The sequence below is a fragment of the Duganella aquatilis genome (assembly GCF_009674565.1).
Lineage (GTDB): Bacteria > Pseudomonadota > Gammaproteobacteria > Burkholderiales > Burkholderiaceae_D > Rugamonas > Rugamonas aquatilis.
The window spans coordinates 441,623-463,988 of sequence record NZ_WKJL01000001.1 but is presented as its reverse complement, the minus strand read 5'-3'; the positions used below and the strand labels follow the sequence as shown (position 1 = coordinate 463,988).

The window sequence follows — 22,366 nt, the reverse complement described above, 5'->3', positions numbered from 1 at the left end:
ATCATTCTCCAATTGGTTCAGCACCTATCTGTGCCAAGGGCGCATCACATCGGAGAAGCAATGGCAGCGCACGATTCTGTAACGGTTTAGGTATAACTAATTTTGCAATCCATTATTTTAAAGAAATAATGCTAAATTGTCATATGAAATATTTACGTAATATGACATTCAATTGAGATATGGGATTGTTTATTTTATTGCTATGATGAAAAATCAAACTTTTACATCTGTGGTGAGACTGGTCGAGATCGACATCGAGGAGGGGGCGAAGCGCGAGGAGCGCACGCTGAGATGGGGCATCGCCTAAAGTCTTGATGGCGGGTTTTGCTGGTGCGCGAACCGTCAAAACGTGGGCGAAATTTGGGCGAAAAACCGGGCTACACCAGACTTCTCTAGACCATCAAAGTTTCAATCATCCCAGTGTTTATGCGGTCTGCGGAGGCCTGGCAAGGTCCGTAAGTCCTATTTTTGACTATAGACTATTTGTCATAACCGCGTCATAAATGGCCATTTTGACGTCGGCGATTGCATCGCGATTGTGGGCGCTCAAAACGGCCGCGTTATCTGGTCTGCATCATGATAGTTCCGTCTTGGAAGGCGCCGGGGAGGCTATTGTGATCAGGATCTTTCATCATTATGTGTCCAGGATAGCCTTCATGCTGCTGTTGCTGGAGCTGTCGATACTGCTGGCGGCGGCCGTCGCCAGCGCGCCGCTGTGGCGGTCCGACCCGGGCCAGTTGTACATGTCGGCGCTGGCGTTTGCGCTGGTGATGGTGTTCAGCATGGGCACGCTGGGCATGTAGAACTCCTTGCGCGTCAACACCAGATAATCGACCCAGCGCCGCTTGCGCGACGACTCGATGCGGGCGTCGTTTTCGATGGCGTCCTTCAGCGCCAGCAGCAGATCCATGGTGCTGATGCTGTGGCGTTCGGACTGGATGATGGCGTGCGACAGGCCATTGATCACAAAGCGCGGCGACACGCCGGACAAGCCTTCCTCCGGCGACTTTTCCTTGTTGCGCACGCGCAGCGCTTCGTTGGGATGCACGCCGTCCACGTCCTCGCCGGCGTGGATGCGCACGCGCTTGGCGAGATCGACGTCGCGCTCCTCGCCTTCATGCAGCCTGCTGAGGACGGCGAACACGGCCGCCGCGTGCAGCACATGCGGGTCCATATGGACGTTGCGGAACGCCGGCGCCGACAGGATCAGCTTGCGATAAATCCGCGCCTCCTCGCGGTAGTTGAGGGTGTACGGCACTTGCACGATGACCATGCGGTCGAGCAGGCCTTCGTTCTCGCTTTCCTGCAAAAACTTGCGGAATTCGGCCAGGTTGGTATGGGCCAGGATGGTTTCATCCAGATAAATCAGCGGAAAGCGCGCGACCTTGACGTTTTTCTCCTGCGTCAGCGTCAGCAGCAGATAGAGGAATTCGCGCTTCACCTTCAGAATCTCGATCATTTCCAGCAGGCCGCGGCTGGCCGCGTACACCGTGCCGGACCACGACCAAGCGCGCGGATCGCCTTCGTCGCCATATTCCGCCACGCGCGACAGGTCGACCGAGCCGACCAGGTCGGCAATGTCGGCTGTATTCGGATCATGTGGCGCGTAAGTGCCGATGGCGCTGCGGCCAGCCTCCGAAATGAAGATGCGCTCCACCGGCATGCGCAGGAAGTCGCCGCCCAGCTCGTGTTCCAGCCGTACGCGGCAATGCGGACACAGCTCGCCGCCGACATCGACGCCGTAGCTGTCGCGGAACCTGGCGCGCAAGGTGTGTGGCACCAGGTGCAGCGGCGATTCATGCACCGGGCAGCCGGCGATGCCGTACAGCGCGCCGGCCTCGGTGTAGCTGTATTCCTCCAGCCCGCGTTTGAGGCGTATCACCAGCGTCGACTTGCCGCCCGACGGCGGCCCCAGCAGCAACAGCAGGCGCCGGCCCACCTCGGACCCGGCGGCGGCCGCCTTGAAGTAGTCGCTTACGCGATTCAGCGCGTCGTCGATGCCGAACAGTTCGTCGGCAAACAGTGCGCAGCGCTGCTTGCCGCTCCAGCGCAGCATGTCCCAGATGTATTGGTGCGAAGTGCGCGCGAGCTGCGCCGGCGCGGCCGGCAGCACGTGCTCCATGAAGTCGGCAAAGCTGCCGCTCCAGTGGCCGGCGCGATGCTGCTGGGTAAATGCCCGCAACTGGTCGCGAAACTGTTCCTGGGATTGTTGATGCTCCGCGTTTTCCATCGCTGCCTTTCCTCCGCAAGCTTGGAGTATCGGCGCTGGCTGCGGCAACTCAGATGATCTGCCTCAAACGAAAACAGGGAACTTTCAGGCGGTACGGTCCCACGGCGGCGTGCCGGACAGCTCCTGGACCAGGAAATCGATCATCACCCGCACCTTGGCGCTCAGGTGGCGACGGCTGGGGTAGACCGCCAGCACGTCCATGTCCGGCATGCGATAGTCCGGCAGCACGCGCTGCAGGCGGCCGGCGCGCAGGTCGGCGCCCACCAGAAAGGTCGGCTGCCAGATGACGCCCAGGCCGCCAAGCGCGGCGGCGCGCGCGGTGTCGCCGTTATTGGTGTGCATCACGCACGGCATCTTGACGCTGTGCGGCTGGCCGGCCGCATCCAGCATATGCCACTCGTCGGCGGTGGCGGCGTAACTGTAGCCGATGCCGTCATGCTGCAGCAGTTCGGCCGGCGTTTGCGGCATGCCGCGCCGCTGGATGTATTCCGGCGATGCGCACAGCACGTTTTGCGAGGTGGCCAGCTTGCGCGCCACGTTGGAGGCCGAGCCGGCGCGCGAAATCCGCACCGCCATGTCGTAGCCTTCCTCGACGATATCGACCACGCGGTCGATCAGCGCCACATCGAGTTGAACCTCGGGATACAGCCGCATGAATCTGGCCCACAGCGGCGCCAGGTGCAGCACGCCGAAACTGAGCGGGGCGTTGATGCGCAGCACGCCATGCGGCTGCAACGCGGCCGAGGAAACGATGGCCTCGGCCTCGGCCACGTCATCGAGTATCGATTTGGCGCGTTCGAACAGCGCCTCGCCGCTGGACGTCAGCGACATCTTGCGCGAGCTGCGGTTCAGCAGCCGGGTCTGCAGATGCGCTTCTAGGTCGCTGATGTAACGGGTGACATTGGCAGGGGAGGTATCGAGCGCCTCGGCGGCGCGGGCAAAGCCGTCGCGCTTGACGACTTCGACAAAGACTTCCAGCGCTCGCAAGCGGTCCATTCATCCCTCCCAAAGAAAAAGCCGCAACACCGGAAGGTGGGCGGCTCTGTCGCTGACGCCACGCTCAACTTAGTGAGCGATGTAATTGGCCGTGGCCGCTTCCTTGATCACGCGGCTGGCGTTCAGCGCGGTGCCGGCATTGCCGCCAGGGGAAGCCGCGCTGGCTTCGTGGGCCATGCCCACCAGGCCGACCGCGGCCTGGGCGTCGCCGGCGCTGGCGGCGCGTTCAAACAGTTGCATGGCTTCATGGCGCTTGTCCGGGTTGGACAGGTAGCGCAGGGCCAGTTCGCGCTGGGCGACCGGCGAACCCTGGTCCGCCCATTCCTGCAGCCGGCGTTCGGCGGCGGGCTGTCCGGCAGGGCCGATTTGCATGGCGGCAGCTTCAATCACAGTCGATGATGGAATCGCATCCTCCTGAGCCTGGCAAGCTATCAAGCCGCCTACCAGCAGCAGCACTGCAGATATCAATACACCAGACTTGTTGAATAATTCCATAAATTAGACCCTTGTTTAAAGCTATCGCGTGCGTGCCGAGAGAAACTCGGTGCGCCGCACCATTATACTTGCGTTTGAGTAAATTGTCTCTTACGCAATAACTTGCAGAATGAAATAAATCTTATCCAGATTCTACAAAGTTGTTGTAAATCACGGCGCACGTTCAGTATTCCGATTTCTGCAAGCATCTGAAGTGCAAGTGCTGGCGATCTTATCATGAAGAATTTGCGCAACTTGGCTGCACATGGCAAACACGGGTAACAATTGTAACCATTCGTTAATGGCTAAAATGTTACAGCCGAGCAGGGATCTGCTGTGCAGTGCAGCATAACCCGGAATTCATAAATCGTGAACGATAGCGGTGCTTAGATACCGGGCAAAGCGTTGCCTTTGAGCCACGCATCAGCGTCGCGCAGCACCAGCTGGTATTCGGATTCCAGCGCGGTAAACAGGGCAGGGATGGTGTCGAGCTCGCGCTCGGTGATGGCTTTTTCCAGCTTCAGCGAGGCGGCCACCAGCCGCTTGGCGCCCAGCGCGCCGATCGAGCCACGCAGGCTGTGGAAAATCTTGTTGGCGTCAGTCAAGCGCTCTTCGCGCAGGGCGGCGCCGGCCTGCTCGAACGGCGCCATGCCCGGTGCACAGGCGTCGCGGACGATCTTGGAAACGATGGCCAGCGCTTTGTCGTCATTCCCCATGTACTTCAACAGCGTATCGACCGAGAAAATGCTCAGTTCGGGGTTCATGGCTTCAGTCATGCTGGCGCTCCGGGATAGGTTGTCTTTATCCTATCACACGCTGTCGCGGGGGCCGGCTTCATTACTGCTGCCCATCGTAAAATTGCTGGGACAGCGTCTGCAACGGCGCGCTGGAGACCTCGGGCGCCACCACGCCGGCCGGCGGCGCGATCCGCACCGGCTTGCCGCTGGCGTTGGCTGCATGCAACACCTTGCCGGGCGTTTCCGGCGCGGCGTTCCACACCGGCGCTTCCAGGCCCTCGAACACGCTCTTGAGCTGGTCGCCCCAGGTGTTGCGGATCATCTGGAAATATTCGTTGCGTTCATCAATTGTTACAAAATGGGTGACGGCCAGCTTGCCGCTCTCATACACCAGCATGTCCAGCGGCAGGCCGACCGAGACGTTGGAGCGCAGCGTGGAGTCCATGGAAATCAGCGCACACTTGGCGGCGTCGTCCAGCGAGGTGGCCGGCGTCACCACGCGGTCGATGATGGGCTTGCCGTACTTGGCTTCGCCGATCTGGAAATAGGTGTTTTCGTCGCGCGATTCGATGAAATTGCCGGCGGAGTAAATCTGGAACAAACGGCAATGCTCACCCTTGATCTGGCCGCCGAAGATCATGCTGACATTGAATTCGATGCCGAAATCCGACAGCGACTTGGCGTCCCGCTCATGCACCTGGCGCACGGCCTCGCCCAGCAGGCGCGCCGCCTCGTACATGGTCGGCGCATTCCAGATGCTGTGGCCGTCCTCGGTCTTCAGTTCCGACACCAGCTGGCGGATCGATTGCGAAATCGACAAATTCCCGGCGGTCATCATGACCATCATGCGCTCGCCCGGGATTTCGAACACGCTCATCTTGCGGAACGTGCCGACCTGATCCACGCCCGCATTGGTCCGCGAATCCGACAAAAACACCAGCCCGGCATCGAGGCGCATGCCCACACAATAAGTCATCTTGGAAAGTATTGATTGAAAGTATCGTTATTTTACACCGCTCATTGCGGCACGATCTGTACGTCCACGCTCAGAGACTCGACGCCGCCGCCGCGCCGCACCCCGCGCACCGGCGCCGCGCCGTCGTAATCGCGGCCGATGGCCAGGCGGCAGTAAGCGTCCGTCATCAGCCGCGCGTGGGTGACGTCGATGCTGATCCAGCCGCTGTAATCCTTGTCCTCGACCCATGCGTCGACCCAGGCGTGGCTGGCGGCGTGGCCGGTATTGCCCGGATCGATGTAACCGGACACATAACGCGCCGGAATGCCGTGCGCATGGCAGCAGGCCAGGAACAGGTGGGCATGGTCCTGGCATACGCCTTGGCCGAGGGCCAGCGCATCGCTGGCGGTGGTGGACACCGCTGTCGCACCGCTTTGATACCGGACCGCACCAAAGATGTGCTCCGCCAGGCACATCAGGTCTTTCGACTGCGCCTTGCCGTCCGGCAAGCACGAGGCGGCCAGTTCCAGGATGCCGGGCGTGGCGGCCGTCAGCCGCGTCGGCACGGTGAAGATCAGCGGCGACAGGTGGTCGCCGTTCGGCACCCGGCCGCGGTCCGGCGCCGTGGTGGCGATCGAACCGCTGGCGACGATGGACAGGGCGTTATGCGGCGCATCCATGGTCATCATGTGCGACAGGTTGCCGTAGGCGTCCGTGTAGGCATGCACGTGGCCGGGGGTGGATAGGTTCCACGACAGCACGTGCTGCTGCGGTTCCGCGCGCGGCGTCAGGTGCAGCTGCTGGATGGTGTAGGCCAGCGGCAGGGTGTAGGTGTAGCGCGTTTCGTGCCGGATGGTCAGTTGCATGGGATACCTTTCGCTTATGCCGCCAGCGGCACCAGGAAATCGCGGCTGACGCGGTTGCCCAGTTCGTAGATGTCCGCCAGGAAGCGGGTCAGCGTGTCGTGCAGGCCGTCCGCCAGGATGTCGTCGATTTTGCCGAATTGCAGCTGGGCGCGCAGGCGGCCGGCGAAGCGTTCGGTGTCGGCGGAAACATCGTTGCGGACTTCGTGCAGGTTCTGCACCACCTCGTCCATGCAGGCCAGCAGCGAGCGTGGCATGTCGCCGCGCAGCATCAGCAGCTCGGCGATGCGCGCCGGCGTGATGACGTCGCGGTACACCTTGCGGTAGATCTCGAAACCGGACACCGAGCGCAGCATCGCTGCCCAGTAATAGAAATCGCGCTGGCTCATGCCTTCGCCGTTGCCGGTTTCAACGCCGCCGCCATGATATTTGACGTCCAGGATACGCGCGGTGTTGTCGGCCCGCTCCAGGAAGGTGCCGAGACGGATGAAATGCACCGCCTCGTCGCGCAGCATGGTGCCCAGGGTCACGCCGCGCGACAGGTGCGAGCGGTACTTGACCCACTCGAAGAACTTGCTGGGATCGGTTTCCAGCAGATCGCTTTTCAGGCGGAACTGCATGTCGAGCCAGGTCTGATTCTGGATTTCCCACACTTCGGTGGTCAGCGTGCCGCGCACCGCGCGGGCATTCTCGCGCGCCGCCGTCAGGCAGGCCACGATCGACGACGAATTGCCGGGATCGCGCACCATGAAGTCGATGACTTCGCGCCCCTCCAGCGACTGGTATTTCTGGTTGAACGCGTGTTGCAGCTCGGAGATGCCGAGCAGGGCGCGCCAGCCCTTGGTGTTTTCCTCGTCGGATTGCGGCAGCATCGACGTTTGCACGTTGACGTCCAGCATGCGCGCGGTGTTCTCGGCGCGCTCGGTGTAGCGGGCCATCCAGAACAGGTGATCGGCGGTACGGCTCAGCATGATGTCTCCTTATCTTTCCAGTATCCAGGTGTCCTTGGTGCCGCCGCCTTGCGACGAGTTCACCACCAGCGAGCCTTCCTGCAGCGCCACGCGGGTCAGGCCGCCCGGCACCATGGAAATCGTCTTGCCGGACAGGACAAACGGCCGCAAATCGATGTGGCGCGGCGCGATGCCGCTTTCCACATAGGTCGGACAGGCGGACAGGGCCAGCGTTGGCTGGGCAATGTAGCCGTCCGGCTTGGCCAGCAGGCGCTGGCGGAAGTCTTCGATCTGCGCCTTGGTCGAGGCCGGACCCACCAGCATGCCGTAGCCGCCGGCGCCGTGCACTTCCTTGACCACCAGTTCCGGCAGGTTGGCCAGCGTGTAGGCCAGATCTTCCTTTTTCCTGCACTGGTAGGTCGGCACATTGTTCAGCACCGGTTCTTCCGACAGGTAGAACTTGATCATGTCCGGCACATACGGATAAATCGATTTGTCGTCGGCCACGCCGGTGCCGATGGCGTTGGCCAGCGTTACGCGGCCGGCGCGGTAGACCGACAGCAGGCCCGGCACGCCGAGCGAGGAATCCGGGCGGAAGGCCAGCGGATCGAGGAAATCGTCGTCCAGGCGGCGGTAAATCACGTCCACCCGTTTCGGGCCGCGCGTGGTGCGCATGAACACGGTGTTGTCGCTGACAAACAAGTCCTTGCCCTCGACCAGTTCCACGCCCATTTGCTGGGCCAGGAAGGCGTGCTCGAAGTAGGCGGAGTTGTACATGCCGGGCGTCATCACCACCACGGTCGGGTCGTTGATGCCCATCGGGGCGACCGAGCGGAGGTTATCCAGCAGCATGTCCGGGTAATGGTCGACCGGTGCGATCTTGTTGCGGGCGAACAGTTCCGGGAACAGCCGCATCATCATCTTGCGGTCTTCCAGCATGTAGGAGACGCCGGACGGCACGCGCAGGTTATCCTCCAGCACGTAAAACTCGCCCTGGCCGGCGCGCACGATGTCGACCCCGGCGATGTGGGCGTAGATGTCGGAGGCGACGTTGATGCCCTGCATTTCCGGCCGGTACTGCGCGTTCTTGTAGATTTGCTCGGCAGGAATAATGCCGGCCTTGATGATGTTCTGATCGTGATAGATGTCGTGAACGAACATGTTGAGCGCCTTGACGCGCTGGACCAGTCCGGTTTGCAGCTGCTTCCATTCGGCCGCCGGAATGATGCGCGGGATGGTATCGAAGGGGATCAGCCGCTCGGTGCCGGCGTCGTCGCCGTAGACGGCAAACGTGATGCCGACGCGGCGGAAGGTCAGATCCGCCTCGGCACGCTTGCGTTCGATGGTTTCCGCCGACTGGCGCTGCAGCCAGCCGCAGAACTCGCGGTAATGTTCACGGACTTCGGCGCTGGCGTTATGTGCCAGGCCATCAGCAGTCATTTCGTTGAAGAATTTTGCCATATTGAACGTTCCCAGTTGAGCACGTTTATTCTTCTATCAAGAAACGTGCCAGTGGGAATGCTCAGTTTTGGTGCAAGGCTTGCAGGCGATAGCGTTCGATCTGGCCGCTATCACGCATCTTTTTCAGCACGACCGACAGGCGGCTTGCCAGATCGGCGTACCGTTTGTTCAGAAAGGCATGGATGCCGCCGCGCTCCATCACTGCCGCGCGGCGGATGCCGGCGTCGCGGAATTCGGGTCGTTGAAGCAATGACTCGACCGTGTAGGCGTTATCGACGTAGACGTCGGAACGCCCCAGCACCAGCTTGCGCAACCCGGTTTCGGCATTGCGCACGTCCGTCAGACGGTCCGCCGGCACCACCGTCGTCAGTTTTCTCGCGATGACCGGGTAACCGAGACGGTATTCAATACGGAAGGAGGTGTCGCGCAAACTTGACCAGCCGGGCGCCAGGCGCACGTCGGCGCGCCTGGCGTAGGCCACGGTTTCTGCCAAAAGCGTCGGCTCCGCGACACGAACGAGGTCAGGCTGGACGGCGGCGTAGTCGTAGCTGCGCGCAAGTTCGCCATCGACATTGCCAGCGGCGGCCTCCGCCGAGGCGCGCGCGGCGGGAAAGGACCGGATTTCCAACGCCACGCCGAGCTGGCGGAAGGCATCGGTGTAGATCAGTGCGAGCCAGCGCGCCGCAAAGCCGTCGTTGTCGGTGACCACGCTGGCCATGACCAGATGACGAGCTTCACCGCCCCACGCCCGTGGGCCGGCCAGCGCCGAGAGGGTGATGCCGGTGACAAAAGACCTGCGCCGCATCGCGGTTCCCGTGCGAATCGATAAGGACCAGAGTATAGCAAACAGAAAGGGCCTGTCCCCGGATGAAGACAGGCCCTGACCAGAACGAATTGCGTGTTACTTAGATGTTGCCGCTGCTCGAACCCGGCGTGGTGCTGCTGCGGCTGTAGCCTGGATCGCTTTGCAGGCTGCCGGTGCCGGTGCCCATCACGCTGCCGGTCGAGGTGACGCCGCCGGCGATGTTCTGCTGGGTGCCGTAGAAGCTGTGCATCTGGGTATTGAAATCGGCGCTGGCCATGTCCGGCCAATCGTCCTTGTCAAAGCCCGGGGCGTTTTTCAGGTGTTCTTTGGATACGTCCAGCAGGAAGCGCTTGTTGTCGGTATCCAGTTGCAGCGCTTGCCAAGGCACGGCGAACAGCTTGTCGCCCATACCCAGCCAGCCGCCGAAGGACAGCACGGCGTAGGCGACCTGGCCACTGCGCATGTCGAGCATGATTTCCTTGATGTCGCCCAGGTCTTCGTCCTGGCGATTGTAGACATCTTCACCGATCAGCGTGTCGGCGCCCATCAGACGCGGGCCGGGGCCTGCTTCGTCGTCGCTGCGGTAAATGCCATAGGTGTCGCGGTCTAGGTAGCTCATGGTGGTCTCCAGATGGTTGGTAAGGTCCCGCGTCCAGCGACGCAGTGACATGCACCATCATGCGGCCCGGGCGACAGTTGAGGTATCGGTGCGCGTGCAGTGTGGATGTAGGACAGAGATTAGTTCTTCAAGAACCAAAGTGCTAAACTATCGCCCTTGCAAAAACGGAAGGCTACGAATGACCGCTCACGAACTCCGCACCGGCGCGCTGCACTGCCTGATCGAGCCGGATCCGCTGGCCAAGGTGGTGGCGGTGTATGCGCTGGCTGACGCGTCGCAGCAGGGCGTTTGCGTGCCCGATCCGCTGGCGGAGATGACGTCCTCGGCCGAAATTCCCGGCCGTCCGCAGCGCCCGGAGCTGGTGCCGCCGCTGCAAGTCGGCCGCCGCGCCATGAATACGCCGGAAGGCCGCGCCATGCTGATCCACGCGCTGGCGCATATCGAATTCAACGCCATCAATCTGGCGCTCGACGCCATCTGGCGTTTCGCCGGCATGCCGCCCGCGTATTACACCGACTGGCTGCAAGTGGCGCGCGAAGAGGCTTACCATTTTTCACTGCTGGAAGCGCATTTGCAGCGCCTCGGCCACGGCTACGGCGACTACCTGGCCCACGACAGCCTGTGGGAGATGGTGGCCAAAACCAGCGACGACGTGCTGGCGCGCATGGCGCTGGTGCCGCGCACGCTGGAAGCGCGCGGTCTGGACGCCAATCCGCCGCTACGCGCCAAGCTGGCCCAGGCCGGCGACAAGGAAGCCGCCGCCATCCTGGACATCATCCTGCGCGACGAAATCGGCCACGTGGAAATCGGCAACCGCTGGTACGGCTACCTGTGCCGCCAGCGCGGACTGGAGCTGATTCCGGCCTACGCCGACCTGGCGCGCCGTTACAATGCGCCGACGCCGCGCGGTCCGTTCAACCTGGAAGCGCGGCGCCAGGCCGGTTTTACCGAAGCGGAATTGCAGGCCTTGCTCGGTTAGCGGCCTGACGGCTTGATTTTTTCCCGCAAGCCGTCGATGCTGGCCTGTGGCACATAGCGCGCCTCGAAAAGATACACGTCGTAACCCGCGTAGGCGCGCAGTTGCTCCGCCAGTTCGTCCACGCTGGCTGGCCGGAAACCGCCGCCGGACTGCGGACGGAACGCCTCGCCGATCAGCCGCACGCGTTCCGGGCCGAGCCGGCGCTGAAGCGCTTTCATATAGTCGACCGCCACCGCCGGACTGCGGACGTGCAGGCCGACGCCATCCTGGAACAGCACGCCGACATCCGGCGGCAGCCAGTGTTCCAGCCAGTCGGCCAGCGGTTTGCCGCCGATGTTGCTGTTATCATAAACCGTGACCCAAAGCGGTCGAGGCAGCTGATTCAGGATGGGCGCGAGCGCCGCCGCATCCTGCCAGGTGGGATCGATCTCGACCGGGAAATACCAGCCGCTCACCTTGAACGGCAGCGGCAGCGCCGCGATGCAGCGGGACTGCGCCAGCAGTTCCGGCATGCGCGCCCGCGCCTCATTCTCGAAAAAGCGTCCGCCCAGGCCAAGAATGATGTCCTGCGCCCATGGCTCCGCCGCGACCTCGTTCCAGTCCGGCGCGGTTGCCATCAGCGGCGCGCCGCAGCCGGACACCAGCGCCAGATCATCGACGATGCTCCATTGCACCAGCAGACTGTGCACGCCGATCTGCTGCCAATTGCCGTGCGGACGCGTGGTGACGGCGTCGGGCTGCCAGACCATGCCCACCGGCCCCTGTAACGCGCCGCAGGCGGTCAGCAACAAGGGCAGCAGCAGGATTATCCAGCGCAGCATCATTGCTTCAGCGCCGCGTTCAACTTGCCACGCCACGCGGCAGGCGACATCGCGCTGCCGGCATCCCAAGCGGCCGTCGAGTCCAGCGCGGTTTCCATGCGCGCCTCATTAAACTGCCACACCACCAGCTTGGGCTTGTGCTGCGCAAAGCCCGGCGTGGACACCGCGTCGAGCAAGGTTTTCCACGGACTGATGTTGCCGGGGTTCCAGGTCAGGCCGACCGGCCGGCCCAGCGCGTTAGACAGTTTCTGCGGAAAGCCCAGATAGGGCTGGACGAAGCTGTTACCGACCACGACTACCTGCGGAGGCGCGCCGTCCAGCAGCCCTCCAACCGGCTCCGGCGTGGTGCGCACGGTATAGCTCTCTCGGCCGATGCGCTTGCGGTCCTCGGGCGACATGAAGTTTTCCGCCAGGTCGCCGTAGTGCCGGTCGGTGGTCCACGCACCTAGCGTCGTGCCGGGACTGCTGCTTGGCGCCAGCGGCCAGCGGCTGGCGATGAGCTTGGCGACGGCCGCCGCCGACGCTTCCGCCGACCACGCCGTCCAGTGATAGTCGCTGCGGTAGAAGGCGCTGGCTTTGGCGCCGTCGCCGCCTTCGACCGCGCTGCCCTCGACCGCCTGCAGCACGGCGCGGTCGTCGAAACTGGGCACGCCGGCTTTCTCCAGCTGTGCCAGCACCTCGTCATAGCGGTGCGCCATGTCGGCCGACAGCGTGGCGCCGGCCGGCAGGCGCTGTGGATACAGCGGCGCCTTGGACGGCACCACCATCACCAGCAGGCCGATGTGCTGCGCGGCCAGCATGGACTGCGCCTCCTGCAGCAGCTTGACGTTGTTGGCCAGTGTGGCCCGGTCGATCTTGTCGGCGCTTTCCCAGCCGGCGAACAGCCAGCCGTCCTTGCCTTCGATAACCGACGGCGCGGCCTGGGCGGACGTGCACAGCAGCACGACAGCGCCGGCAGCGACACGGCGCAATGGGGATAATACAAACATCATCAATCACTCCTGTGGTCTGGATTGCGGGGTTACGCGCGAGCGTGACCAACAACGCTCGCGCCTGCGGGCGAGCTGAATTCGGTGAAGGGCACGCCGGTCAGCGCGGCCACGATGCGTTGCGCGGAGCGGCCGTCGCCGTAGGGATTGGCCTTGCGGGCGAAGCCGGCGTGGACAGCGGCGTTGTCGAACAGCTCCGCCACATTGGCAACAATCCGTGCCGGCACGGTGCCGACCAGCCGCACCGTGCCCGACGCCACCGCTTCCGGCCGCTCGGTGACGTCACGCATCACCAGCACTGGCTTGCCCAGCGCCGGCGCTTCTTCCTGCACGCCGCCGGAGTCGGTCAGCACCACGTGGGCGTGCTGCATCAGGCGCACAAAGTGCAGATAGTCCAGCGGGGCGATCAGGTGGACGTTGTCGCGCCCGCTCAGCATGGCTTTCACCGGCCCCAGCACCTGCGGGTTGAGGTGCACTGGATAGACGATCTCGATGTCATCGCGCTCAGACAGTTGCGCCAGCGCCTGGCAGATGCCGGCAAAGCCCGCGCCGAAGTTTTCGCGCCGGTGGCCGGTGACCAGCAGCAGCTTGCGGCCGGCCCTGCGCGCGTCCGCCAGGAAGGGAAATTCGGCATCGAGCAGTTGCTGCAGGGCGACGTCGCTGCGGATGCGCTGCACCGTCAGCTGCAAGGCGTCGATCACCGTGTTGCCGGTGACGATGATGCGCCCCGCGAGGTTTTCGTTGCGCAGATTCTCGGCCGCGCCGGCTGTCGGCGCAAACAGATAGTCGCCCATGACGTCGATGTTGCGGCGGTTCATTTCTTCGGGCCAGGGCTGCTGCATATTGCCGGTGCGCAGGCCGGCTTCGATATGCGCCACCGGAATGCGCTGGTGGAAGGCGGCCATCGCGGCGATGGCGGCGGTGGTGGTGTCGCCATGCACCAGCACGCGGTCCGGCCGTTCCGCCTCCAGCACCGGGCCGAGCTTCTCGAACAGACGCGCGCTGAGGCTGTTCAAGGTCTGTTCGGGCTGCATGACTTCCAGGTTGTGCTGGGCGGTGATGTCGAACAGGTGCATGACCTGGTCCAGCATGCTTTTATGCTGGCCGGTGACACAGACCACGGACTCAATGTCGTCGGCGGACGCCAGCGCGCGCACCACCGGCGCCATTTTGATCGCTTCCGGACGCGTGCCAAAAATCGATAGTATCTTCATACGGGCATCTCCTTGGATGAATGCGTGTCAGGACTGATGCAGTTGCAGCCAGTCGGTTTCTTCCGTCGTCAGCGGCTGATACAGCGCGCGCAGCGGCCATTCCCACACCACCACGGCAACGCCATCCAGCCGCTGCGGATGGGCCAGAACTTCCAGCAGGCTGCCGGCGAAACCGCTGCCGGTACGGCTCTGCTGGCTTACCTCCTGCCGCAGCGCCAATTGCAGCGCATCGGCAAAGCCGGAATTGAGCGAATAGGAGGAGCCTGCCAACAGCACGCGTGGCGGCGCCACCTCGTCCAGCAGCGAGCCGCCGCGTTCGATCTCCAGCGTGCGGATGCGGTCGTACTCCTGCGGCGGGCCGAAGGGCGGGGCGTTGTGCGCGAGGCCTGCCAGCCGCGCCAGGTCGCCCACCCGCTGGGACGGCGCCGCCGCGACGGTTTCGTGCATGGCCGTGTCGCCGGCAGGAACGAGCTTGCGCACGGCGCCGGCGACGCGCAGGGCCGCGAAACCGGCGCCACTGCGGTCCCAATGCGTGTCGGTGCGCCAGTAGCCGGGGGCTGGCCAGCCTTCATGCAGGTCGACCCAGGCCGCCAGCGGTATGCCACCCGACGCGGCGCGCCAGGCCTGGCTGCGGCTGCGCGCCTGCGCCGAGACCGGCAGTCCGCACAGCTGCGCGTGCGCCAGTTCGACCTTGTCGGGGATAGGCAGACTGACCAGCGCCACGCCGCGCTGCGCCAGCGTTGCCTGCAGCAGCGTGGCCAGCCGCAGCCGCTGGTGGAAATTGGCGTCACCGTGCGGCGTGGCGGCGGTTTCCTCCGCCAGGAACAGCCAACCGTCACAGCCGGCGCGCACCTGCGGTCCCGTATCGCCTGTGACGGCGTACAACAGGCCATTCAAACGCTGGTCGAGGGCGCCGCTGGCCGGCATGGCGCGGCGTATCTGCTGATCGAGCGCCGTCGTGATACCGCCGTCCAGCCAGCCACCGCGCGGCGGCGCCGGCTGCTGGAACAGCCGCCACAGCAGCGCGCCGCAGCCGGATGCTGTCAGCAGCAGAAAGAGAAGGGCGTTGAGTTTGCGCGCCATGGTCAGAACTGGAAGTAAAGAAAAGGCACCACGCTGCGGCCTTGCAGCACCCACAGCGCACACAGGAACAAAGGCATGGCCAGCCAGGACCGCAGGCGGCTGACCGCCTGGGCGCGGGCCGGATGCTGGCGCCAGGCCAGTGGCGCGTAGACCAGCACGCCGCTCGCCAGCAGCGCCAGAAACAGGTTCGGCCGCAGCGACGCCGCCAGGTCAGCGGACACCGGCCAGCCGTGCAGGCCGCGCAGTGCGTCGGCCATCACTTGCGCCTCGTTCCAGCTCTGGGCGCGGAACACCATCCAGCCGAGCAAGACGAACAGCAGCGTCAGTACATGGCCGGCGACCTTGCCGGCGACCGATGGCTGCGCCGGCTCCGGCCGCGCTCGGCGCCATAGCCGGTGCACCACCAGCCCCGCGCCGTGCCACAGTCCCCATAATAAAAAAGTCCAGCCGGCGCCATGCCACAGGCCGCCCAGGCCCATGGTCACCAGCAGCGCGACGCAGGCGCGCGCCAGGCCGTGGCGGCTGCCGCCCAGCGGAATGTAAAGGTAGTCGCGCAGCCAGCTGGACAGGCTGATATGCCAGCGACGCCAGAATTGCGCCAGCGAAGTGCTCAGGTAGGGATGGTCGAAATTCTCAGGGAAACGCAAGCCCACCATCAGGCCCAGCCCGATGGCCATGGCGCTGTAGGCGGCGAAATCGAAATACAGCTGCAAGCCGTATGCCAGCGTGCCGAGCGCCGCGTCGCCTGCGCTCGGGGCTTCCAGCGTGAAGGCGCTGTCGACCAGTGGCGCCAGGGTATCGGCCAGCAGCACCTTGGCGGCGATGCCCAGCGCAAAGCGTTCGCACCCGGCGGAAAATTCGGCGCTGTCGAAGGCGCGCGCGCGCAGCCGCTCGGCCACCCAGGCATAGCGCACCACGGGCCCGGCCACCAGGTGACCAAACATCGACTGGTAGGTGGCGTAATTAATGAAGCTGGGTTCGGCCGGCACCGTGCCCCGGTAGACATCGACCGAATACGAGATGGCGCCGAAGACGAAAAACGACAGGCCGACCGGCAGCAGCACGGCTTGCCATCCAGCCGCCGGCGCGCCCAGTGCGGCGGCGCTGGCCACCAGCAGATTGAAATACTTGAAGTACAGCAGCGACAGCAGCGGCCAGGCGATCGCCACCAGCAGCCGCTGGCGGCGTTGCGGCTGCGCGGCTGGCCCCTGCGCCGCCGCGATCCAGTGCGCGCTGGCCCATGACCACAGGGCGATCGAGACGATCAGCGGCAGGAAGTCCAGCCGCCACCATGCATAAAACAGCCAGCTGAACGCCAGCAAGGTCAGGTTGCGCCAGCGGCGCGGCGCAAGACCATACGCCAGCAGGAACACCGGCAGGAACAGGAACAGAAAGCTGAAGCTGGCGAAGACCATGGGCGGCGCTTTCCGTCAGCGCCCGGCTGCGGCATTTTCGGTGGCGTCGACCTGGACGTGCAGGCGCGGCCTGGCGGCGTCACCCAGCAAGAACAGGCTGACGTGGTCGCCCGATTTCAGCGCCGGCAGTGTGGCGGTTGCGCCGTCCGGCGCGCTCGCGCAGCCGGCCCGCAGCGCCGCCTTGACCGGATTGATGTTGCGCCTGGCGCTGCCGCGGTAAGCCACACGCTCAAACACCGTGGGGCCGTTTTTCAGCGCCAGGGCGGCGTCGCAGCCAGCGACCAGGTTGTAGAAGCGCAGTTCGGCCTTGAGATCGTCCCGGGTATCGGTCGCATCGGCCAGCAGGACCGCCTTGCCGGGGCCGATGATGACGGTGTTGAAGCTGCCTGCCGCGATTGGCAACACCGGAAGTTCCCGGCCATCGGCCTTTACCGCCATCGGCGCACGGGCATCGATGATGCGGTAGTCGCTGGCTGGCCGGCGCTGGCCGTCCAGTGCCTCCTGCTTGCCGCCGAACGTGACGCGCAGCGGCCGGTCGGTCTCCGTCACCACACGCACGTAGGCGGAGCCGGCCGGTGCGCGCGCGGCGTAAAGGCGCGCGATTTCCTGGGCCGCGAGCGGGGTCGCCGCGCAGGCGGCAAGTGCCAGCCACAGCGGTTTGAACTTGAAGAAGGTCGGCATGTTCGCTCCTTAACGGCTGATCACGGCACGCAGCACCACGCCGCCGGCGCGGTCATCGCCGCTGACACGGACCCGGTATTGCAGCGTCAGGTCGAAGTAGGCGCGCGGCGCCGTATAGCGGTCTTCATTGAACCAGTAGCGATACGTCAGCCCGGCGCCGGCGCCGATCGCGCGCGGCTGCGCAAAGCCCTGGTTGTAATCGGCGGCCAGCACCAGGTGCGGCGTCAATACGCTGTTGAGCGGCCATGCGCCCGCTGGCCGGAAGCTGCGTCCCCACTGCGCCTCGGACGTAAAGTAATTGCTGTTGGCGTGCAGATATCGTCCGGCCTCGGCGTACAGCTGCGCCATGGTCCAGGCACTCATGCCGGCCACCAGGTCGGTGCCGGTGCCATTGGAGTAGGCGGCGCGCAACAGCCAGTCGCCGTCGGTCCGGGCGCCGATCGGCACCAGCCGCTCCGCCGCCAGGATGACATTCTGACTGGCCAGCGGCTTGACGCGCATGCCAACGGCGCCGAGCGTGCTGGCGCCGCCGGTGGCGATGCCTTGCTGTTCGCTGTGGAGGGTGGCGTTCAGCCGCGCGTACAGGTCGACATAGCGGCCATCACGATTGAGCACCGATGGCCGCCAGTAGGCCTCGCTGCCGAACTGCGTGCTGTCGCCGGTGGCGCCGCTTGCCGGGCCCGACTGTGGCGTGCTGCCCCGGTAGCTGACCGACGCGTAGACGCCCCATTGACGGTCCAGCTGTTCCACCGTGCGCCGGATGTCATACAGCTGCTGCTGTTCCAGCGGCACGTCGCCGTCGCGCGAGGCGTTGATGGCGCGCTTGAAATAGGCGATGGCGCTATGGCGTTCGTTGGCGTCCATGGCGGCGTAGCCGGCGTCGCGCAGGGCGCGCTCCGGCAGTTGCCCGGCCTGGTCGATTTCCCTGAAGGCCGGACTGGCCACTTCCGGCGCCTTGACCCGCTGCGCCATGTAGGCGAAGTCCAGGCTCGGCACGCTGGCGCCGAGCTGCTGGTTGACCTTGCGCGCCTCGCGGGTTTCGCCGGCCGAGGTCAGGGCGATTGACAGCACGCGCTGGAAATCCTGCTTGTCCGGCGCCGACGCCACCAGCAGCCGGGACAATGAGACCGCTTCCTCGTCGTCATGGCGTTGCATGGCGCGGAAGATCGCCGCCACCAGCGTGTCGGTGGCGTACACGGAGGGATGGATGCTCGGTACCGTGTCGTACGGTGTGGCGCGGTAATCCAGCGTCGGCGGCATCAGCGCGGGAAGCGCTGCGCTGGCGTCCACCAGCCGGCGGCGCCAGCGCACCTGCGGATCCGACGACGGCAGCGTGTCCAGCAAGGCGCCGGATTCGCCCGCCGCGCCGCCGGCCCACAGCGCGTCGGCGACGAACAGTCCGACATGCAGACGTTCGCTGTCGCGCAGTTCGGGATTGGCCAGGGCGGCGCGGTAATCCTGGCGCGCGCTGTCGAACTTGCCTTGCGCCTGGCGCAGGTAGCCGCGCATCACACGCGGGTTGATGTCGTCGGCGTCGATCTGCATCGCCTCGTCCGCCATGCGCTCGCCGGCGGCGTAGTCCTTGTTCTGCACCTGTATGTCGATCAGCATCATGCGATAGCTCATCACGTCTGGCGCATAAGCGATCGCCTTGTTCAGCGCCTGCGTGGCCTGGTCGGTGTCGTTGGCCGCCAGCGCCTTGAAGGCAATGGCGGCTTGCTCGCGCGCCATGATGCCAAAGATTTGCTTGCGCTGGGCTTGCAGTTCGGTGCTGGCGCCGCCAACGCGGATGGCGGCGTCGATCATCGCCAGCGCCTGCTGCAGCTGGTTCTCGCCTTGCAGGCGGTAGGCTTCGGCCGCCAGCTGCTGTGATGGCCGGGCGCCGGCAAACAGCGAGCACACCGGGCCGAAGCGGTTCAGCACGCATTTCAGCTGGGGCGCCGTCAGCGACGGCCGGAAGCCGTCGGCGCCAGCGGCGGCCATCGACTGCGCCAGCGCGCGCCGTTCGCGCACCTCGGGATTGCTGTCCCTGAGCGGCGCCAGCGCGTCCAGCGCGCTGCGGCTGTCGGCCGCCGACAAGGCCGCGTCAGCCGCGATCAGGCGCAGGTTCAGCAGGTCCGCGTCGCCCAGCTCGTCGCCCTTGATGGCCTTCGCATACAGCGTGCGCGCCTGCTCGCGCTGGCCTTTTTGCTGCTGCAGGAAGGCGGCGTAGGTTTGCGTCATGGCGTCGTCGCTGTTGATCGCCAGCGCCGTCCGGGCGGCCGCCTCGGCGCCGTCGGCATCGTTATTCTGTAGCAGCAGCTTGATCAGCATCAGCCGGTATTGCGGCGCTTCGGGATCGAATGCCGAGGCGCTGCGCATGGTGGCCAGCGCTGCCGCGGTATTGCCGGCGGCGTCCGCTTCCAGGGCCTTGGCGGCGACCTGCATCGCGGCCTGGCTGCGCAATTGTCGGGCCCTGGCCGCCAGCACGGTGTGCGTGCCCGGCGCCCGCAAGCCTTGTTCCGCCAGCGCCACGGCCACCTCGTATTGCTCCTCGGCGGCGAGGGCCTCGATTTTCTTGAGCAGGGCCACATCGGCGGCGCTGCCGGAGGACGGCTGCCGGCGCCGTTGCTGGGCCTGCTCGGCATAGCCGATCAGCGCTTGCAGGCGCTTGACGTCGGGCCGCAGGCGGGCCGCTTCCTTGGCATGGCGGATGGCGCTGGCGTAGTCGCGTTCGGCGTAGGCCCGGTAGGCGAGATCGGCCTGGCGCCATGCTTCGCCGCTCAGTTCCTGGTCGGCGGCGGGGGCGGCGGCCAGCGCCGCCGGCAGCGCGCTCATCACGCAGCAAAGCACGGAGAAATGGAGGGTAGGCTGCTTCATGCGGTTTCCGAAGGGTTGAGCGCGCCGGTGACGGCAGCGGCCGCCTGGCGGCGGCGCTGCTGTTCCAGCGCATAGTCGATGGCGTCGTGGCTGACCACGCCGATGCGGACCAGGTAGTCGCCGATGCGGCCGTCGCGGTCGGGGCGGTACTGGGTCAGGGCGGCATCGAAGGCGGCCCGGCTGATCAGCGCCGCTTCGATCAGGATGTCGCCCAGCAGCGGCGTGGCGCCGCTCAGGCTGGCCCCGGCCAGCAGCCGCAGGCCGGCGTTGATTTCGCTCTCGCGCACGATGAACTGTGCCACGCCGTGCCGCTCGCCATGCACGGCGCCCAGCGGCACATCGACCGGGTGGGCGACCGCGTGCGCCAGCGGCGTGTCGAGATCCTGCACCGGTCCGTCCTGGGCCAGCGGCGCGGCGTCGCCAATCTGCTGCAACGCCGCGTCGCTGAGCGGATTGGCGACCGCCACTTGCAACCGGCCCCGGCTGTCGCGGGCGATCGGCAGCACGCGCCAGCGCACGCACAGGGCCGACGGCAGCAGCGGCGCGCCCTCGGCCACCATGGCGGGATCGAGCGCGATGCGCGGCAGTTCCGACTGGAAGGCGATCGCTTCGGCCAGGGTTTCGTCGTCGAGCCAGCCCTTGGACACCAGGATGCGGCCCAGCGGCATCTGGTGGACGCGCTGGTCGTCGAGCGCGGCAGCCAGGTTGCGGCTGTCCACCGCCTGCCAGGTCGACAGCAGTTCGCCCAGGCGCATGCGCTGTTGCGACAGCTGCTCGGTGGAGGGAAAGTCGTGCATGGTCTTGTCCCACACCATGGGCTTGCCGTAAAACAGGTGGCCGAGGAAGATGCGCCAGGCGCGCGACACCGCCAGGAAGTTGACCACGTTGCCGATCACCATGCGCGGCATCGACAGCAGGCCCTGGCCGGCGCCATACAGCGCGCTGACGAAATACACCCGCTGCACCACCCGCAGCAGCAGGGCGATGGCGGTCAGTTGCAGCACCAGCGTCAGCCAGCTGTCGGGCCCGAACACGGGCGGCAGCCGCAGATGCTCCCAGCCCAGCATGTCGGCGATGTAATACACCACGAATTGCAGCAGCAGAATGTAGGCGAGGATGCTGACAAACGAGGTCACGATGCCCTTGCGGTCGCGGAACAGCAGGTAGCGCACCCACAGCGGGCCCTGCCAGCCGTTCTGCTGCCAGTTCTGCATGCCGATGCCGAGTATCCAGCGGGCTTTCTGGCGGTAGGCGGTGCTCAGCGTGTTGGGGAAATATTCGCGCACGCACAGCGGAATGGTGAGCAAGGCCTGGCTGGTGCCGCCCAGCCCGAACCAGGTCTTGCGGGTGATGCGGTACTGCACATTGAAGCGGGCGAAGATCGACTGCATGCCCATGCGGCCAAGGCGGGTGCCGACATCGTAATCCTCGGTCAGGCTGTCCGGATTGAACGGCTGGTTGTGGGTGCCCTTGCACAAGGCCAGCATGGCGCGCCGCGAAAAACAGGTACCGACGCCGGCCGAGGGCACCATGCCGGACACCGATTCGCGCACCACCAGATCCTTGGCATGCCATTCGGCGAACTCGTCCATGTAAGTGCCGGCCACCAGCTCGTGCCATTCGCGCTCGATCGACATCACCGGCAGCTGGATCATGTCCTTGCGCGGCAGCAGGTAGTTGAAGAACTTCAGTTCCAGCGGATGCACCACATCTTCGCTGTCGTGCAGGATCATGCCGGCAAACACCATCTTTTCCTGCTGCTCGTACAGCAGGATCGATTGCATCACCCAGTTCAGGCAGTCGGCCTTGCAGGTCGGGCCGTCGTGCGGCACCTCGACCCGGCGCAGCTGGCGGTAGCGGCGCCGCATGCGTTCGACCTCGCCGATGGTGGCGGCATCGTTGGCGTAAGTGCCGACGAAGATGACGTAGTTGCGGTAGTCGAGTTCATTGACCATGTTTTCCAGCATCTGGGCAATGACGTCGTGCTCCATCCAGGCCGGCACCATGATCGCCAGCGGCTGTTCGGCGTTGCGCTGCAAATCCTCGACCTGCAGCGGCTTGTAGTCGGGCTGCCGCGTGACCACCAGCTTGCGGTAGATCACCCGCGTCCAGTACCACGCATCGATGAACAGGTCATCGATGCTGGACAGCAGGATAATCAGCGCCGTGACGGCGGCAAAATATTCCAGGACCGTGTAGTAATGGGCGAAGAACAGCGACTGGGGCGACATGGAC

General features: G+C 64.9%; 19 protein-coding genes. 1 reads left to right on the top strand and 18 read right to left on the bottom strand.

Annotated features, from left to right (window positions below; translation table 11 throughout):
- Positions 1-634 precede the first annotated feature (634 nt).
- From GJ698_RS02050 to GJ698_RS02005, 10 genes are all read right to left on the bottom strand, one after another.
- The gene (locus GJ698_RS02050) at positions 635-2,230 is read right to left on the bottom strand and encodes a serine protein kinase (RefSeq protein ID WP_229259791.1); all 1,596 of its coding nucleotides are present in this window, start codon (positions 2,228-2,230) and stop codon (positions 635-637) included.
- Positions 2,231-2,314: 84 nt separating this feature from the next.
- Complete coding sequence (locus tag GJ698_RS02045) at positions 2,315-3,226, bottom strand: LysR family transcriptional regulator (protein ID WP_154355910.1); 912 nt, start codon at positions 3,224-3,226, stop codon at positions 2,315-2,317.
- Positions 3,227-3,295: 69 nt separating this feature from the next.
- Positions 3,296-3,598, bottom strand: a complete 303-nt coding sequence (locus tag GJ698_RS02040) for a hypothetical protein (protein WP_229259790.1) — start codon at positions 3,596-3,598, stop codon at positions 3,296-3,298.
- 488 nt (positions 3,599-4,086) lie between these two features.
- Entirely contained in the window at positions 4,087-4,476 is a 390-nt protein-coding gene (locus tag GJ698_RS02035) for an Hpt domain-containing protein (RefSeq protein WP_154355908.1), read from the bottom strand.
- 61 nt (positions 4,477-4,537) lie between these two features.
- On the bottom strand, positions 4,538-5,413 hold the full coding sequence (locus GJ698_RS02030; protein WP_154355907.1) for a proteasome-type protease: 876 nt from the start codon (positions 5,411-5,413) through the stop codon (positions 4,538-4,540).
- 41 nt (positions 5,414-5,454) lie between these two features.
- Complete coding sequence (locus GJ698_RS02025) at positions 5,455-6,258, bottom strand: transglutaminase family protein (protein WP_154355906.1); 804 nt, start codon at positions 6,256-6,258, stop codon at positions 5,455-5,457.
- A gap of 14 nt (positions 6,259-6,272) precedes the next feature.
- Positions 6,273-7,226: an alpha-E domain-containing protein gene (locus GJ698_RS02020; protein WP_154355905.1), complete on the bottom strand. Its 954-nt coding sequence runs from the start codon at positions 7,224-7,226 to the stop codon at positions 6,273-6,275.
- Positions 7,227-7,235: 9 nt separating this feature from the next.
- The gene (locus tag GJ698_RS02015; protein WP_154355904.1) at positions 7,236-8,666 is read right to left on the bottom strand and encodes a circularly permuted type 2 ATP-grasp protein; all 1,431 of its coding nucleotides are present in this window, start codon (positions 8,664-8,666) and stop codon (positions 7,236-7,238) included.
- Positions 8,667-8,727: 61 nt separating this feature from the next.
- A complete protein-coding gene (locus GJ698_RS02010; RefSeq protein WP_154355903.1) occupies positions 8,728-9,471 on the bottom strand; it encodes a transporter substrate-binding domain-containing protein in 744 nt (247 codons plus the stop codon).
- Positions 9,472-9,571: 100 nt separating this feature from the next.
- On the bottom strand, positions 9,572-10,090 hold the full coding sequence (locus GJ698_RS02005; protein WP_154355902.1) for a PRC-barrel domain-containing protein: 519 nt from the start codon (positions 10,088-10,090) through the stop codon (positions 9,572-9,574).
- A gap of 178 nt (positions 10,091-10,268) precedes the next feature.
- Between GJ698_RS02005 and GJ698_RS02000 the strand changes: the two genes are divergently transcribed.
- Positions 10,269-11,069: a ferritin-like domain-containing protein gene (locus GJ698_RS02000; protein WP_154355901.1), complete on the top strand. Its 801-nt coding sequence runs from the start codon at positions 10,269-10,271 to the stop codon at positions 11,067-11,069.
- Here GJ698_RS02000 and GJ698_RS01995 read toward each other — a convergent pair.
- The 8 genes from GJ698_RS01995 to GJ698_RS01960 are packed head-to-tail and all read right to left on the bottom strand — an operon-like array spanning position 11,066 to position 22,362.
- Entirely contained in the window at positions 11,066-11,890 is an 825-nt protein-coding gene (locus GJ698_RS01995; protein WP_154355900.1) for an alpha-amylase family protein, read from the bottom strand. The genes GJ698_RS02000 and GJ698_RS01995 overlap by 4 nt on opposite strands.
- Positions 11,890-12,882: an alginate O-acetyltransferase AlgX-related protein gene (locus GJ698_RS01990; RefSeq protein WP_208023756.1), complete on the bottom strand. Its 993-nt coding sequence runs from the start codon at positions 12,880-12,882 to the stop codon at positions 11,890-11,892. Before GJ698_RS01990 ends, GJ698_RS01995 begins: the two co-directional genes overlap by 1 nt.
- Before the next feature lie 29 nt (positions 12,883-12,911).
- Positions 12,912-14,093, bottom strand: coding sequence for a non-hydrolyzing UDP-N-acetylglucosamine 2-epimerase (gene wecB, locus GJ698_RS01985; RefSeq protein ID WP_154355899.1), 1,182 nt, complete (start codon positions 14,091-14,093; stop codon positions 12,912-12,914).
- 27 nt (positions 14,094-14,120) lie between these two features.
- Positions 14,121-15,176, bottom strand: a complete 1,056-nt coding sequence (locus tag GJ698_RS01980) for an alginate O-acetyltransferase AlgX-related protein (protein WP_154355898.1) — start codon at positions 15,174-15,176, stop codon at positions 14,121-14,123.
- Positions 15,177-15,178: 2 nt separating this feature from the next.
- Complete coding sequence (locus GJ698_RS01975; protein ID WP_154355897.1) at positions 15,179-16,591, bottom strand: MBOAT family O-acyltransferase; 1,413 nt, start codon at positions 16,589-16,591, stop codon at positions 15,179-15,181.
- Positions 16,592-16,606: 15 nt separating this feature from the next.
- A complete protein-coding gene (locus tag GJ698_RS01970) occupies positions 16,607-17,272 on the bottom strand; it encodes an alginate O-acetyltransferase AlgF (RefSeq protein WP_154355896.1) in 666 nt (221 codons plus the stop codon).
- Between the two features lie 9 nt (positions 17,273-17,281).
- Positions 17,282-20,131: an NfrA family protein gene (locus GJ698_RS01965; RefSeq protein WP_154355895.1), complete on the bottom strand. Its 2,850-nt coding sequence runs from the start codon at positions 20,129-20,131 to the stop codon at positions 17,282-17,284.
- Positions 20,128-22,362 (bottom strand): glycosyl transferase family protein, encoded by a 2,235-nt coding sequence (locus GJ698_RS01960; RefSeq protein WP_154355894.1) that lies wholly within the window; start codon positions 22,360-22,362, stop codon positions 20,128-20,130. Before GJ698_RS01960 ends, GJ698_RS01965 begins: the two co-directional genes overlap by 4 nt.
- Positions 22,363-22,366 lie beyond the last annotated feature (4 nt).

Coding starts and splice junctions, on each gene's coding strand:
- GJ698_RS02050 (WP_229259791.1), bottom strand. CDS start 2,230: ATGGAAAACGCGGAGCATCAACAATCCCAGGAACAGTTTCGCGACCAG.
- GJ698_RS02045 (WP_154355910.1), bottom strand. CDS start 3,226: ATGGACCGCTTGCGAGCGCTGGAAGTCTTTGTCGAAGTCGTCAAGCGC.
- GJ698_RS02040 (WP_229259790.1), bottom strand. CDS start 3,598: ATGCAAATCGGCCCTGCCGGACAGCCCGCCGCCGAACGCCGGCTGCAG.
- GJ698_RS02035 (WP_154355908.1), bottom strand. CDS start 4,476: ATGACTGAAGCCATGAACCCCGAACTGAGCATTTTCTCGGTCGATACG.
- GJ698_RS02030 (WP_154355907.1), bottom strand. CDS start 5,413: ATGACTTATTGTGTGGGCATGCGCCTCGATGCCGGGCTGGTGTTTTTG.
- GJ698_RS02025 (WP_154355906.1), bottom strand. CDS start 6,258: ATGCAACTGACCATCCGGCACGAAACGCGCTACACCTACACCCTGCCG.
- GJ698_RS02020 (WP_154355905.1), bottom strand. CDS start 7,226: ATGCTGAGCCGTACCGCCGATCACCTGTTCTGGATGGCCCGCTACACC.
- GJ698_RS02015 (WP_154355904.1), bottom strand. CDS start 8,666: ATGGCAAAATTCTTCAACGAAATGACTGCTGATGGCCTGGCACATAAC.
- GJ698_RS02010 (WP_154355903.1), bottom strand. CDS start 9,471: ATGCGGCGCAGGTCTTTTGTCACCGGCATCACCCTCTCGGCGCTGGCC.
- GJ698_RS02005 (WP_154355902.1), bottom strand. CDS start 10,090: ATGAGCTACCTAGACCGCGACACCTATGGCATTTACCGCAGCGACGAC.
- GJ698_RS02000 (WP_154355901.1), top strand. CDS start 10,269: ATGACCGCTCACGAACTCCGCACCGGCGCGCTGCACTGCCTGATCGAG.
- GJ698_RS01995 (WP_154355900.1), bottom strand. CDS start 11,890: ATGCTGCGCTGGATAATCCTGCTGCTGCCCTTGTTGCTGACCGCCTGC.
- GJ698_RS01990 (WP_208023756.1), bottom strand. CDS start 12,882: ATGATGTTTGTATTATCCCCATTGCGCCGTGTCGCTGCCGGCGCTGTC.
- wecB (WP_154355899.1), bottom strand. CDS start 14,093: ATGAAGATACTATCGATTTTTGGCACGCGTCCGGAAGCGATCAAAATG.
- GJ698_RS01980 (WP_154355898.1), bottom strand. CDS start 15,176: ATGGCGCGCAAACTCAACGCCCTTCTCTTTCTGCTGCTGACAGCATCC.
- GJ698_RS01975 (WP_154355897.1), bottom strand. CDS start 16,591: ATGGTCTTCGCCAGCTTCAGCTTTCTGTTCCTGTTCCTGCCGGTGTTC.
- GJ698_RS01970 (WP_154355896.1), bottom strand. CDS start 17,272: ATGCCGACCTTCTTCAAGTTCAAACCGCTGTGGCTGGCACTTGCCGCC.
- GJ698_RS01965 (WP_154355895.1), bottom strand. CDS start 20,131: ATGAAGCAGCCTACCCTCCATTTCTCCGTGCTTTGCTGCGTGATGAGC.
- GJ698_RS01960 (WP_154355894.1), bottom strand. CDS start 22,362: ATGTCGCCCCAGTCGCTGTTCTTCGCCCATTACTACACGGTCCTGGAA.